The following is a 12,967-nucleotide window of genomic DNA, read 5'->3' on the forward strand; positions in this document are numbered from 1 at the left end:
AACGTGGGCGGGCCGTGCGGGCGCAGCACGCGCTACCGGACGGAGAGCGCTCCGGACGGGCACGCCCGCACGGCCTCGCGCACGGCGCCCGAACGGGCCGCCGGGGGCCGGGGTTCGAGGACGCGTACGCGTCCGTCCGTGTCGTCCTGGTCGAAGACGTCCGGCGCGGCGAGCACGCACTGCCCGGCCCCCACGCACCGTTCCCGGTCCGCGCCGATCTCCTCGTCACCGGAGATCCGGTCTTCCGAAGCCACGAGGTCCCCTCCCCTGCCACCGCGCACACGGCCGCCGACGCGGCACTCGAACCACTCGAACTCTATTCGATAATGACAGTCATTATCAATAGAGGGGTGGCGGTTGCCGGCCCCGGCGATCGGTCAGCCGAGGGCCGCCTCGGTCCAGGCGCGGAGGGCGGCCGGGGACATCGCGACCACGTCCCCGACCGCGCGCGCCACGTCGTGCGGGCCGCCCAGGCCGGTGAACTTCTCGCGCGTCAGCTCTGCGTGACGGCCGCGGGTGTGGGGGCCCGCGGCGCCGTGCGGGATCATCCGCTCCCGGACCGCCGTACGGCCGTCGGTGAGACGGACGCTCACCCGGGCGCCGGTGGCCTTGTGCGCGCGGGTGAAGTCGGCGGGGGCCCGGTCGGGCCGTGCGGTGGCGGCCATGGCGACCAGCTCCGGGCCGCCGAAGCCGTGGAGCCAGGCGTCGGCGTCGGCGCCGGCGCGGCGGATCGCCTCCCCGAAGGGCGCTTCCGAGGCGAGGAGCGCCCGGGTCATGGCCGGGTCGTGGACGAGCCGGACGCGTCGCGCGGTCCGCCAGCGGGACTTCTCGTCGCGGTCGGGGGCGGCGAAGTCGGCGACGGTGAGGCCGCCGGTGAGCAGGGCGGTGGCGACGGTGTAGGGGGTGTGCAGGACGAGCGCGCCGAGCGGGGCGCCGGGACCGTGGACGTACCGTTCCGCGAGGCGCTGCGCGGTGAGGGTGTAGAGGGAGGTCTCGACGACGATCTCCTCGACGGCGTCCGCGCCGTCGGGGCCGTCGAGCGCGAGTTCGTGATGGAGGTCGAGCGCGCAGTCGACGGCCGCGTCCACGCCGGGGCCGCCCGGGTGCATCTTGAAGGAGAGGGTGTCGGTGTGCCAGCGCTCGCCGAGGCCGTCGGTGACGGCGTCGGGGAGGGGCACGGTGGCGAAGCGCGCGAGGAAGCCGTCGGGGTGCTCCAGCAGATCGGGCGGGCCGTGGAAGCCGGCGGCCGCCGCGTCGCACGCGTCCATGGCGGTCCGGACCGGGGCGAAGGCGCTGAACAGGCGGGCGTCGCTGGCCAGGAAGGCCCGCATGAGGGGCCACGGTGGCTGGGCGAGGGCCAGTCCGAGGGCGTCGGCCCAGGTGTCGGCGTCGGCGCCCGCGCAGTGCAGGCGGCCGGCGACAGCGCCGACGAGGTGGGTGTGCAGGGCGCTCTGCCCGCGCAGCGGGCCCAGGGTCGCGGCGGCGGTGACGCGGGCCGCGCACTCGTCGGCCGCGACGATCGCGGTGAGCAGCGCGGCCCCGTCCAGGCGGAGGTGGCGTGCCCAGGCCAGCGGGACGGTGACGGTGGAGGGCGACAGGTGTCCTGCGTACGCGGTGTCGTCGAGGTTGAGCCAGGACCCCAGGCCCGCGAGGACGCACGCCGAGGTGCGCGGGTCGTCCTGGAGCGGCGGACCGAAGGCCCGCACCATGCGGGCCCCCAGCGGCTCGGCGGCACCCGCGCGGACGGCGGCCAGTTGGGAGAGCAGCTGACTGGCGGCGAGGGAGAGCACCCGGTCGGGCACGTCGGCGGGCCGGAGCGCGGCGGCCCACCGAGCGAGCTCGACCAACGCGGGCGACCGCCCCGACCCGCCCCCCGCCCCACCGGAACCACCACCGAAAGCCACGACGGCACCGCGTACCGCCCCGCGAGCCGTCGCGGAAGCCGCCCCGGGAGCCGCCCCGGGAGCCGTCGCGGGAGCCGTCGCGGGCCCGGCAGGGCGTGCGCCCCCGGAGGCCGTCTCGGGCGCAGCCCTCCGTATCTCTCCCGAGGTGCTCACGTCGCGGGGACCGGTTCGGGGATCGGGGTGCCGCGGACGGGGATCATCGCGGGCAGGACCCGGAGGGTCATCGTGGTCGGGCCGGGTGGCTGGAGTTCCCCGTCGTGCTCGTAGCGGAGCGGGCGGCCGTCGAGGCGTTCGACGCGCACCGTGCGGCCGCGTGCGTAGACGACGCCCTGGCGGTCCAGATGGGCTCCGGTCAGGGTGAGTCCGGCCACCTCGGTGGCCGCTGCCGGGGAGCCGAACACGCAGACGTCGAGCAGCCCGTCGTCGGGGTCCGACCGGGGCAGGACGAGGTACTGCCCGCCCCGGACACGCCCCCCGCCGACGTTGGCGAAGACGGTGCCGCCCTCGTGGACGACCGCGCCGTCGACGGTGACGCGGCCGGGATAGGGGCTGAACGCGCGCGCCGTCTCGGCGAGGGCCCGCTCGTAGCGCGCGGGTCCGGTCAGGGGGATGCCGCGGGCGGTCTCCAGGGCCTCGGCGATGACTCCGCTGCACGCGCCGAGGAAGACGAGCGCGCCGGTCTCGACGAGGAGCGCCAGGTCGACGCGGCGCGCCACCGCGTCCGGCGACGGCGCGGCGAGGGCGGCGCGGAGGGCGTCCTGCCAGGGCAGCCGGCCCCAGACCATCCGGTAGCCGGAGTTGCCGGTGCCGGCCGGGACGACGGCGAGGGCGGCCGAGGCGGGCCGGTGACCGTCCGTCATCCCCGCGATCACCTCCCCCACCGTGCCGTCCCCGCCCATGGCGACGACCAGGTCCGGTGCCTCGGCGGGGGGCCGCCGCAGCGCCGCGCGCACGGTGTCACGGGCGTCGCCCCGGTGCCGGGTGGTGTGGACGTCGACGTGGGCGAGGCGGTCTCGACACAGGCCTGCGGCTTCCGTCAGAGTTCCGGGGGCCATGGTGCCGGCCGTCGGGTTGGCGACGATGAGCGCTCTGCGGGGGCGGGCGGCGACCGGCGGCCCGGCCGGGGCCGGCGCCTGGCGTTCGTCGGGCATGGCGTCCTCACACGTGGGCGGGAACGGGCGGGAAGCCTGCCGGCGGGCGGCAGGTGATCTTGACTCGCCCATCGACCGTAACCCTGTGACCGACCGTCGGTCAATGCACTCCCGGGCGGTCCCGGACGGCGCCGGAGCCGCCTCGGGGCAGCATCAGCTCGGTGTCAGAACCGGGTCAGAGGCGGCTGCCACGATCGGTCCCCGGCTCCCCCTGATCCCGTGTGCCGGTCAGCACCGGGACTGATCCGGAAAGGTCAACCATGCCCTCGGACCTGCGCAGTTACCGGCTCTACGTCGCCGGCAAGGACCTCGAAGGCGACGGCTGGGTCTACACCGTGAGCGGCAGATCCCTGCTGGAGGACGTGTTCACCAGCGTGACGCTCAAGCGGACCCTGGAGAAGGACCCCGAGTCGGACGCGGCCCACCACCCCTACGTGGTGGGGCGCTGCGCGATCGCGAGCGACCACTCCCTGGATCTCGCGAGCGAGGCCGCCGCGGCCGCCGCGCCCGGCTGGGCCGCCCTCCCCCTGGAACGCCGCATGCGGCTCGGCCACCGCTTCCGCGAGGAACTCCAGCGGCGCCGGGAGGAGTTCGTCGACATGCTGATCGCCGAGGCGCACCCCGCCAAACTCGCGCGCTGGGAGTACAGCTCCCTGCTGCAGATCTTCAGCGAGGAGAGTCTCGGCTGGTACGGGGAGCAGATGCACACCGAGTTCCGGCACGGTGCGCGCCGTCTCCTCGTGCGCCGCCAGCCGGACGGCGTCGTCGCCTTCAACCCCCCGCAGAACGCCCCGCTCCCCAGCGCGGCACTCGGCGTGCTGTGCCTCATGTCCGGCAACGCGGTCATCATGCGCGCCCCGCGCAGCATCGCCCTCAGCACCATGTGGCTGATGCGGGACGTGGTCGCTCCGATCCTGGACGAACTCGGCGCCCCGCCCGGCACGCTCAACGCCCTGTGCGCCAACCCCAAGCAGACGATGGACCGCTGGATCGCCGACCCGCTGATCGACGACATCTTCTACATCGGCGGCAGCCAGGAGGGCCTGCGCCTGGAGCGCACCTGTGTCGAGAACGGCAAGAAGGCGATCCTCGAACTGGCCGGCAACGACCTCGTCGTCGTCTGGTCCGACGCCGACGTGCCCAAGGCGGTCGAGGCCATCACCGAGGCGTTCTACGGCTCGGGCCAGATCTGCATGGTCCCCAACGGCGTACTGGTGCACCCCGCGGTCGCCGACGAGCTGCTGGCGGAGCTGCGGGAGCAGGTCAAACGCATCCGGCCCGGCTTCCCGGAGGAGGAGGACGTCCTGCTCTCCCCGGTCCGGCGCAGCGAGCGGTTCTTCCGCCTCCTCGGCCAGGCCCTGGACCAGGGCGGGACGCTCGTCACCGGCGGGCGCCGCACGGAGGTCGACGGCACGCCGTCCGACACGGGGGTGTTCCTCCAGCCCACCGTCGTACGGGTGGACGGGCTGGCCCGCGCCCGGGAGTTCGACATCGTCCGCGAGGAGACGTTCTTCCCGCTGATCCCCGTGGTCGTCGCCGAGCCGGCCTCCGACGAGGAACTGCTCGCCCGGTTCGTCGACTTCACCAACGCCAACCCCTACGGTCTGCGCAACTCGCTGTGGGCACGGTCCGAGGAGGTCGTGGACACCTTCGTGCGCCAGGTCGGCAACGGCGGCCTGCTGAAGATCAACGATTCGCACATGGGCTGTGTCCCCTACCTGCCCACGCACGGCGGCACCGGCCTGACCGGCGGAGCCTTCGGCGAGGCCAACTACCCCATGCTCAAGACCTCCCATCTTCAGGGCGTGAGCATCGCCGAGGGTGTCAGCCCCTACGAGGCGGTCTTCGGCGCCTGACCCGCCGTCCGGCCCGCCGCCCCGAACCTTCTCCGTTCTTCCTTCTTCCACCGGAGGTACCCGTGCGCTCCCTCGACCGAGCCCGCGCAGTCTGCGAGCAGTACCATCCGGGGCTCCTCAAGGCCCTGGAGGAGATCCCCTTCGACCAGCGCGAGAAGCCCGGCAACCCGGCCGTCGACCTGTTCCGCGCCCACGGCGGCGTCGGGCTGCTCATCCCCACCGCGTTCGGCGGCGCCGGGGCCACCCCGCTGGAGGCGGTCCGCGTGCAGGAGGCGCTCGGCGCGGCGGCGCCCTCGCTGGCCGCCGCCACGACCATGCACCACTTCACCGCGGCGATGCTCTACGCGCTGGCCGAACGCCAGGACCGGCTGACGCCGGCGCAGCTGGAGCTGCTGCACCGGATCGTGCCCGAGCAGAAGCTCATGGCCTCCGGCTGGGCCGAGGGACGCACCCAGCAGAACGTCCTCGCCCCGACCGTGACCGCGGAGGTCACCGAGGGCGGCTACCGCCTGCGGGGCTCGAAGAAGCCGTGCAGCCTCTCCTCCTCCATGGACCTGCTGACCGCCAGCATCGCCGTACCCGGCGCCGACGGCACCCCCGAGCTGGCCGTCGCCCTGGTGCCGGCGGACTCCCCCGGCCTGAGCGTGCACCCCTTCTGGGGCAGCGGGCTGCTGGCCGGCGCCGAGAGCGACGAGGTCCGCCTGGAGGACGTGTTCGTACCGGAGGAGCTGGTGGTACGGACCTCCGCCGACGACCCGAGCCGGCTGGACGACCTCCAGACGGCCGGGTTCATCTGGTTCGTGCTGCTGATCTCCGCCGGGTACACGGGCGCCACCGCCTCCCTCGTCGAGGACGTCATCACCCGCGAGCGCGGCAACCCCACCGAACGCGCGGCCCTCGCCATCGGCCACGAGGCGGCCGTCGACCTGCTGGAGGGCGCCGCACGCGGCCTGACCGCCGGCGTGGCGGGGGAGGAAGCGGTGGCCGGTGCCCTGGTGGCCCGCTACACCGTCCAGGAGTCCCTGGTGACCGCCGCGGGCCGGGCGCTGGAGCTGCTCGGCGGCATGGACCTCATCAAGGGCTCCCCGAGCGCGACGATCGCCGCCTCGGTGCGTCTCCTCGCCTTCCACCCGCCGGCCCGTCCCGCCGCGGCCGAACCGCTCCTGCGGTACTTCGCGGGCGGCCCCCTCGAACTGGCCTGACGCCCGCCCCCACCCCGTGTCCCTTTTCAGTTCCGTACGTCTTAGGAGTGACGACTCGTGACCGTGGTTCAGGACGTCCCGGCCGGCGCGGCGGTGCCGGGCGCGGAGGAGGAGATCCTCCGGCTCTACCGGGCCCACCTCAGCAAGGGCCGGGCCACGCTGGCCGAGCTGTTCGGCAGCCACATGGAGGTCGACTCCTCCGGAGCGTGGCTGACCACCAGCGACGGCGAGCGGTTCCTCAACGCCGGCGGGTACGGGGTGTTCATCATGGGCGCCCGCCACCCCCGGGTGGTCGAGGCCGTACAGCGCCAGCTGCACACCCATCCCGCCGCGACCCGGATTCTGCTGGAGCCGACGGCGGCGCGGGCCGCCGAGGCGCTCGTGTCGGTCATGCCCGAGGGCCTGGACCGCGTGCACTTCGCCCTGTCGGGCGCCGAGGCGGTGGAGACCGGTCTCAAACTGGCGCGGGCGGGCGGGTTCAAGCGGACCGTCTCCATGCTCGGCGGCTACCACGGCAAGACGCTCGGCGCGCTGTCCGCCACCGCCAAGGACGTCTACCAGCAACCGTTCCGGCCGCTCGTGCCCGGCTTCGTCCACCTGCCGTTCGGCGACGCGGACGCCCTGGAGGCCGAACTCGCGGCCCACCCGGGCGAGGTGTGCGTGATTCTCGAACCCGTCCAGGGCGAGGGCGGCGTCGTCATCCCGCCGAAGGGCTACCTCAAGCGCGTCGAGCAACTGGTGCGCCAGTACGAGGGTTTCCTCGTCCTCGACGAGATCCAGTCCGGTCTCGGCCGGCTCGGCGAGTGGTGGGGCGCGGACATCGACGGGGTCGTGCCCGACGTGATGCTGACCGGCAAGGCACTGGGCGGGGGTGTGCTGCCCGTCTCCGCCGCGGTCGCCACCCGCAAGGCGTTCCGGCCCTTCGACAAGGACCCGTTCCTCCACACCGCGACCTTCTCCGGGCAGCCGCTGCTCATGGCCGCCGTCCAGGCGTCCATCGAGACGATCAAGGAGGAGCGGCTCGTCACCCGCGCCGTCGACCTCGGCGCCGTCCTGCTGCGGGAGATCACCCGGATCGCCCGCCGCAACATCCCCGACCAGTTGGTGGAGGTCCGCGGGCGCGGTCTGCTGATCGGTGTCGAACTGGTCGAGGCGGGGCTCGCCGGCGAGCTGCTCATCGAGCTGTTCAACCACGGGGTCGTCGCCAACCACTCGATGAACGGCAGCGCGACGGTGCGCTTCACACCGCCGGCCACGCTGACCGACGCCGAGGTGCGGATCCTCCTCGACTCCTTCGACAAGGCCACCCGCGACCTGATCCGGGGCGCGACCACGATGCCGGAAGGCGGTAACTGACCGTGCGACACGTAGAGATCAAGGTGCTGGTCCCCTCCCAGGAGGCCCGGACCGTCTTCGACTCGATCATCCGCTGGGAGCGGTACCCCGACCTCGCTCCCCACGTGCACACCACCACCGTGCACGGCACGCTGCCGGCGGCCGAGTGCTCTTCGAGCTGGGAGCTGCACTTCCGCAGCGGGCTGCTGCGCTGGACGGAGCGGGACGAGTTCTCCGTCGAGGACCTGACAGCCCGCTTCGAGCAGACCGACGGCGACTTCGACAGCTTCGAGGGCGTGTGGACCCTCCGTCAGCAGGGCGCGGACGTCACGGTCGGCTTCGCGGCCGACTTCGACTTCGGCATCCCCAGCCTGGAGGGCATCCTCGACCCCATCGCCGAGCGCGTCATCAAGGAGAGCGCGGCGTGGGCCGTCACCGGCCTCTTCCCCGGCGCCCAGGTGCTCGGCGACGCCGACCTCAGCGACATCCGACCGGAGACGGCCGCGGCGTGACACGCCGCACCGACAGGAGCTGAACCGTGGACCAGGCCAACCCCTTCGAGACCCCCCGTACCTACTCCCTGCACCGGGCCGAGTACCTCGTCGGCCTGGCGGTGACCACCGCACTGCTCATCGCCCACCTGGGCGAGATCAGGTGGGTGCCGGCCGTCGCGCTGTTCCTCTACATCGACCTGATCGGGTACATCCCCGGCGCCGTCGCCTTCCGGCGCAGCGGTGGCCGCCCGATCTCCAAGGCGTACTACGTGCTCTACAACGTGATGCACAGCCTCATCACCCAGGCCGCGGTCGTGGGCCTGTGGTGGTGGCTGATCGGACCGGAGTGGGCACTTCTGGTGATCCCCTTCCACCTCTTCGGCGACCGCGGTGTCTTCGGCAACTTCATGAAGTCGTTCGCGCTGCCCTTCGAACCGGTGCGCCAGCCCGGCTACCTGCGGCTCCTGGACGACCTCGGCCTCAAGCACCCCAAGCCCGTGGGTCACGCCACCGATCCGGTGCCGGTGGGCCACGTCCCCGCGCCGCACGGCCGGCGCGTCCGTCAGGGGGCGGCGCGATGAGCACCGCGCTCCGCCCGCGCACCGGGCCGGCGGCCGGACAGCGCACCCCGGAGGGCCGGCTGCGCCGGCGCCGGGCCCTGTACCACCTCGCGGCCCCGGTGGCCGTCCTGACCGTGCGGCACGGCGAGGTCCTCCACGGGACCACCGTCAGCACGGTGAGCACCGTCTCGCGGGAGCCGCTGCTGCTCGGTGCCTGTCTCGGGCAGGGGTCGCGGTTCGCCGAACTGGCGGTGGCGGCGGGCCGCTACGCGGTCAACGTCCTCTCCGGCGACCAGGCCGGCCTGGCCCGGTACTTCGCCGACGGCTCGCGGCCCGACGGCGCGGCGCAGTTCACCGGTCTGGCGTGGGAGTCCGGCCCGTACGCGCACGCGCCGCTGCTCGACGGCGCGCTGGCCCACTACACCTGCCGGCTCTTCACCGCCGCGCCGCTGGGCGGCCAGGAGGTGCTCGTCGGCCATGTGACCCACGCCGCCGTCGGCGCGGGCGAACCCCTGCTCAGCCACGCGGGCGGGCTGTTCAGCGGGCCGCTCACCCCCGTCCGGGACCCCGGGCCGGGCAGCCAGACCAGGAAGGAGACCACCGCATGACCGAGTCCGTGGCCCCCGAGGCCGACTGGGACAAGGCCCCCGGCCTGCTCGACGGGGCGAAGGAACTCACCCTCGGCCCCGCGGAGTGCGACCTCTCGTACTGGATCACGTCCGTGGCCCAGGGGACGCTCCGGGACCGCGGCGACACCGGGCACCACGCCGACGCCCTCGTCCCCGCCTTCCTCAAGGAGCCCGGCCCGCTCCGGGACGCCCTCACCCTGGAGTTCGGCTTCCGCGCCCTGTCGGAGGAGCTGGCCACGCGCATCCTCGGCCGGTACGTCACCATCGCGCCGGGGATACCGGAGATGGAGTTCTACGCCACCCAGCTGCTCGACGAGGCCCGGCACGCCCGGGTGTTCCGCAACCACCTGGTCGAGCTGGGCCACCCCGCGGGCAGCCTGCTGCGGGACGTGGAGGAGATGGCCGCCGACTACCGCCGGCGGGTACTGGAGCCGGTGCGGGAGTTCACCGACGACATCGTGACGGGGCAGTCCGACTTCATCGGCGGGGTCGCCGTCTTCGCCATCGTCATCGAGGGGGTGCTGGCCCCGGCGGCCGAGCTGAGCGAGCGCAAGTGGACGCCGCTGTCACCCGCCACGGGGGAGATCTCCCGGGGCACCGCCATCGACGAGATCCGGCACCTGACCGTGGCCAGCACCATCCTCCGCGACCACGTCGTCGCGCACCCCGAGTACCGGCCGCGGCTGCTGGAGATCCTGCGCGCGGGCGTCCGGCTCTGGGACGAGCTGCCGGACCGGGAGTACGTCCTGCCGCGCGAGGAGATGTTCCAGAAGGGCATGCAGGACCACACCGGCCTGATCGGCGACTACCAACTGTGGCCGGGGGTGCGGATGCTCGACACCACCCCCGAGCAGCGGTACGACATGGCCGAGCGGTGGACCGACGAGATGGCCGAGGCCCGGATGGCCTACATGGGTCTGCCCGTCGAGGTGCTGGCGAGCGGCCAGGAGGGGGACGCGGGATGACCGCCCCGTCCCGGCCGGCGGCCGCGGGACGCGCGGCCGTCCTCGCGGGCATCGGGTCCTACGTGCCGCCCGACGTGGTGACCAACGAGGACCTGACCCGACGGCTCGACACCTCGGACGAGTGGATCCGCAGCCGTACCGGCATCGCGACACGCCACGTGATCGCGCCGGGAACCGCCACGTCCGACCTGGCGGTCGAGGCGGGACAGCGGGCTTGGAAGTCCGCGGGCGGCTGTGACGTCGACGCCGTGGTGCTCGCCACCACGACGCCGGACCACCCGTGCCCCGCCACCGCGCCCGCCGTCGCCGCCCGCCTCGGTCTGGCCGGCGTACCGGCCTTCGACGTGGCGGCGGTGTGCACCGGCTTCCTGTACGGGCTGGCGGCCGCGTCCGGACTGATCGCGGCGGGCGTCGCGGACCGGGTCCTGCTGATCGCGGCGGACGCGTTCACCACCATCGTCGACCCCGGGGACCGTACGACCGCGGTGATCTTCGCCGACGGGGCGGGAGCCGTCGTGCTGCGCGCCGGCGACGCCACGGAGCCCGGCGCCGTGGGACCCCAGGTCCTCGGCAGCGACGGCACCCGCAGCGACCTCATCGAGGTACCGGCCGGCGGCTCGCGGCAGCGCTCCTCGGGCCGCGCCGCCCGGCCGGAGGACCGGTTCTTCCGGATGCGGGGCCGGGACACCTACCGGCACGCGGTCGAGCGCATGACCGCGGCCTCCCTGGAGGCGGTGCGGCGCCGCGGGTGGACGACGGACGGCATCGACCGGTTCGCCGCGCACCAGGCCAACGCCCGCATCCTCACCGCGGTCGCGGACCGGCTGGACATCCCGGCCGAGCGGCGGCTGTCCAACATCGAGCACGTCGGCAACACCGGCGGCGCGTCCCTCCCGCTGCTGCTCTCCCAGGCGGCGCAGGACGGGCGGCTGACCGCCGGCCAGCGGGTCCTGCTCACCGCGTTCGGCGGCGGGCTCGCCTGGGGCGCGACCGCCCTGTGCTGGCCCGAACTCGATCCGCTCTGAGCACCCCGAAGTCCTGTGCCCCACCGTCCCGTCCATCAGTGACCATCACGCGCGCCACGCGCACGACCGGAGGAACATCATGTTCGAGCAGCTCAAGAGCATCCTCGTCGACAAGCTGAAGGTCTCGCCGGAGGTCGTCACGCCCGAGGCCACCCGGGAGGAGATCGAACTCGACTCCCTGGCCGTCGTGGAGCTGTCCCTCATGCTCGACTCGGAGCTGAACCTCACCATCAGCGACGACGAACTCCTGGAGGCGGCCACCGTCGGCGACATGGTGGCGCTCATGGAACAGCGGGGCGCGAAGATCTGATGGCGGCCACCGATGTCGCCGTCACCGGTCTCGGACTGGTCACCCCCGCCGGCATCGGGGTGGAAGCGAGCTGGTCGACGGTGCTCGCCGGGCGCTCCACGGCCGCCCTCGACCCCGTACTGGAGTCGAACCCGGTGCGGATCTCGTGCCGCGTCCCCGGGTTCGACGCCGACGCCCTGCTGGGGGCCAGACGCGCCCTGCGCCTGGACCCCTTCGTACGGTTCGCCCTGGTGGCGGCGGCCGAGGCACTGGCCGACGCCGGTCTCGACCGGGAGACCTGGGACGGCGCCCGCGTCGGTGTGGTCCTGGGCAACGGGGCCGGGGGCCCCACCACGGTGGAGGCCCAGCACCGGGTGCTGCTGTCGGCGGGGGCGGGCAAGGTGTCCCCGCTGCTGCTGCCCATGCACCTGCCCAACATGCTGGCGGGCCAGGTGGCCATGGAGTTCGGGGCGCGGGGCCCCGACCTGGTGGTGTCCACGGCGTGCGCCTCGGGCACGACCGCCGTGGGCGTCGCCCGGGACCTGCTGCTCCTCGACCGCTGCGACGTGGTGCTGACCGGCGGCAGCGAGGCCCTGGTCACACCGCTGGCGATGGCCGGTTTCGCGCAGATGGGCGCCCTGTCCCGGCGCGAGGACGACCCGGCCGCCGCGTCGCGTCCCTTCGACGCGGCGCGGGACGGGTTCGTCGCCGGGGAGGGCGCCGGCGTCCTGGTCCTCGAACGGACGGCGGACGCCCGTGCCCGCGGCGCCCGGGTCCACGCGCGCGTCACGGGGTACGGGGCGTCCGCCGACGCCCATCACATGACGTCTCCCGACCCGACGGGCGCCGGGCTCGAATCGGCCGTGCGCGCCGCCCTGCGCGACGCGGGCGCCGGTCCGGCCGACGTGGGGCACGTCAACGCGCACGGCACGTCGACGCCCTTGAACGACCTCGCCGAGGCCACCGTCCTGAAGCGGACCCTGACCGGTGACCCGCTGGTCACCTCCACCAAGGGCGTGACCGGGCATCTGCTGGGCGCCGCCGGGGCCGTGGAGGCGGTCTTCACGGTGCTCTCGGTGGAACGGGGGACCGTGCCGCCCACCGCCAACCTCACCCACCCCGATCCGCGGATCGACATCAAGGTCGCCGCGGAGGAGACGTCGCTCCCCGTCGACCTGGCGCTGAGCGACTCCTGCGGCTTCGGCGGGCAGAACGCGGTCATCGCCGTCGCCTCCGCCTGACCGCGGCACTCCGTCCGGGGCAGCCGGCCCGACACCGGGCCGGCTGCCCCGCCCGTTCCCTCTCCCTCGCCCCGCCCCGCCGTTCTCCCTCCCCCGTCCCGCCGTTCCCCCCTCCCCCGTCCCGGCCGGGTCGTCCGCGCGCCGGCGTCCGGGGCCGCACCGGAAAGCAAGGAGACTGCCGTGCACGACGTACGCGAACTCATCGAACTCGGGCCCGAGGCGGTGCGGCGGCTGGCGCGACGCGGCCACGACCTCGACCTCGACGCCCTGGCGGCGGCCGCGCGCCGGCGGACCGCCGCCGAGGAGCGGGTGGGCC

At 74.0% G+C, this 12,967-nt stretch carries 13 protein-coding genes; 10 read left to right on the top strand and 3 right to left on the bottom strand.

All coding sequences use genetic code 11. The annotated features are described in order from the left end of the window. Positions 1 to 32: 32 nt before the first annotated feature. The 3 genes from UW392_RS56215 to UW392_RS56225 all read right to left on the bottom strand — a co-directional run bounded on the left by UW392_RS56215 (position 33) and on the right by UW392_RS56225 (position 3,055). Entirely contained in the window at positions 33 to 254 is a 222-nt protein-coding gene (locus tag UW392_RS56215; protein ID WP_320783237.1) for a ferredoxin, read from the bottom strand. A gap of 123 nt (positions 255 to 377) precedes the next feature. Next, positions 378 to 1,847 (bottom strand): MmgE/PrpD family protein, encoded by a 1,470-nt coding sequence (locus tag UW392_RS56220; RefSeq protein WP_320783238.1) that lies wholly within the window; start codon positions 1,845 to 1,847, stop codon positions 378 to 380. Positions 1,848 to 2,053: 206 nt separating this feature from the next. After that, on the bottom strand, positions 2,054 to 3,055 hold the full coding sequence (locus UW392_RS56225) for a diacylglycerol/lipid kinase family protein (protein WP_320783239.1): 1,002 nt from the start codon (positions 3,053 to 3,055) through the stop codon (positions 2,054 to 2,056). Between the two features lie 260 nt (positions 3,056 to 3,315). On the opposite strand from UW392_RS56225, the gene UW392_RS56230 reads away from it, so the two are divergent. The 10 genes from UW392_RS56230 to UW392_RS56275 all read left to right on the top strand — a co-directional run bounded on the left by UW392_RS56230 (position 3,316) and on the right by UW392_RS56275 (position 12,651). Then, a complete protein-coding gene (locus tag UW392_RS56230; RefSeq protein ID WP_320783240.1) occupies positions 3,316 to 4,911 on the top strand; it encodes an aldehyde dehydrogenase family protein in 1,596 nt (531 codons plus the stop codon). Between the two features lie 62 nt (positions 4,912 to 4,973). Beyond that, positions 4,974 to 6,113, top strand: a complete 1,140-nt coding sequence (locus UW392_RS56235) for an acyl-CoA dehydrogenase family protein (protein WP_320783241.1) — start codon at positions 4,974 to 4,976, stop codon at positions 6,111 to 6,113. A 57-nt stretch (positions 6,114 to 6,170) separates the two neighbouring features. Continuing rightward, a complete protein-coding gene (locus UW392_RS56240) occupies positions 6,171 to 7,469 on the top strand; it encodes an aspartate aminotransferase family protein (protein WP_320783242.1) in 1,299 nt (432 codons plus the stop codon). Between the two features lie 2 nt (positions 7,470 to 7,471). After that, the gene (locus tag UW392_RS56245) at positions 7,472 to 7,960 is read left to right on the top strand and encodes an SRPBCC family protein (protein WP_320783243.1); all 489 of its coding nucleotides are present in this window, start codon (positions 7,472 to 7,474) and stop codon (positions 7,958 to 7,960) included. A gap of 26 nt (positions 7,961 to 7,986) precedes the next feature. Next, a complete protein-coding gene (locus tag UW392_RS56250) occupies positions 7,987 to 8,523 on the top strand; it encodes a hypothetical protein (RefSeq protein WP_320783244.1) in 537 nt (178 codons plus the stop codon). Then, complete coding sequence (locus UW392_RS56255; protein WP_320783245.1) at positions 8,520 to 9,110, top strand: flavin reductase family protein; 591 nt, start codon at positions 8,520 to 8,522, stop codon at positions 9,108 to 9,110. The genes UW392_RS56250 and UW392_RS56255 overlap by 4 nt, the downstream gene beginning before the upstream one ends. Further along, positions 9,107 to 10,096, top strand: coding sequence for a VlmB-like protein (locus tag UW392_RS56260; RefSeq protein ID WP_320783246.1), 990 nt, complete (start codon positions 9,107 to 9,109; stop codon positions 10,094 to 10,096). Before UW392_RS56255 ends, UW392_RS56260 begins: the two co-directional genes overlap by 4 nt. Next, positions 10,093 to 11,121 carry a beta-ketoacyl-ACP synthase III gene (locus UW392_RS56265; RefSeq protein ID WP_320783247.1) on the top strand — a complete coding sequence of 343 codons (1,029 nt, stop codon included), beginning with the start codon at positions 10,093 to 10,095 and terminating at the stop codon, positions 11,119 to 11,121. The genes UW392_RS56260 and UW392_RS56265 overlap by 4 nt, the downstream gene beginning before the upstream one ends. A 79-nt stretch (positions 11,122 to 11,200) precedes the next feature. Continuing rightward, positions 11,201 to 11,431 (top strand): acyl carrier protein, encoded by a 231-nt coding sequence (locus UW392_RS56270; protein ID WP_320783248.1) that lies wholly within the window; start codon positions 11,201 to 11,203, stop codon positions 11,429 to 11,431. Then, positions 11,431 to 12,651: a beta-ketoacyl-[acyl-carrier-protein] synthase family protein gene (locus UW392_RS56275; RefSeq protein WP_320783249.1), complete on the top strand. Its 1,221-nt coding sequence runs from the start codon at positions 11,431 to 11,433 to the stop codon at positions 12,649 to 12,651. The genes UW392_RS56270 and UW392_RS56275 overlap by 1 nt, the downstream gene beginning before the upstream one ends. Positions 12,652 to 12,967: the final 316 nt, after the last annotated feature.

This window comes from Streptomyces sp. CRN 30 (genome assembly GCF_034105845.1).

Coding starts and splice junctions, on each gene's coding strand:
- UW392_RS56225 (WP_320783239.1), bottom strand. CDS start 3,055: ATGCCCGACGAACGCCAGGCGCCGGCCCCGGCCGGGCCGCCGGTCGCC.
- UW392_RS56230 (WP_320783240.1), top strand. CDS start 3,316: ATGCCCTCGGACCTGCGCAGTTACCGGCTCTACGTCGCCGGCAAGGAC.
- UW392_RS56255 (WP_320783245.1), top strand. CDS start 8,520: ATGAGCACCGCGCTCCGCCCGCGCACCGGGCCGGCGGCCGGACAGCGC.
- UW392_RS56260 (WP_320783246.1), top strand. CDS start 9,107: ATGACCGAGTCCGTGGCCCCCGAGGCCGACTGGGACAAGGCCCCCGGC.
- UW392_RS56265 (WP_320783247.1), top strand. CDS start 10,093: ATGACCGCCCCGTCCCGGCCGGCGGCCGCGGGACGCGCGGCCGTCCTC.
- UW392_RS56270 (WP_320783248.1), top strand. CDS start 11,201: ATGTTCGAGCAGCTCAAGAGCATCCTCGTCGACAAGCTGAAGGTCTCG.
- UW392_RS56275 (WP_320783249.1), top strand. CDS start 11,431: ATGGCGGCCACCGATGTCGCCGTCACCGGTCTCGGACTGGTCACCCCC.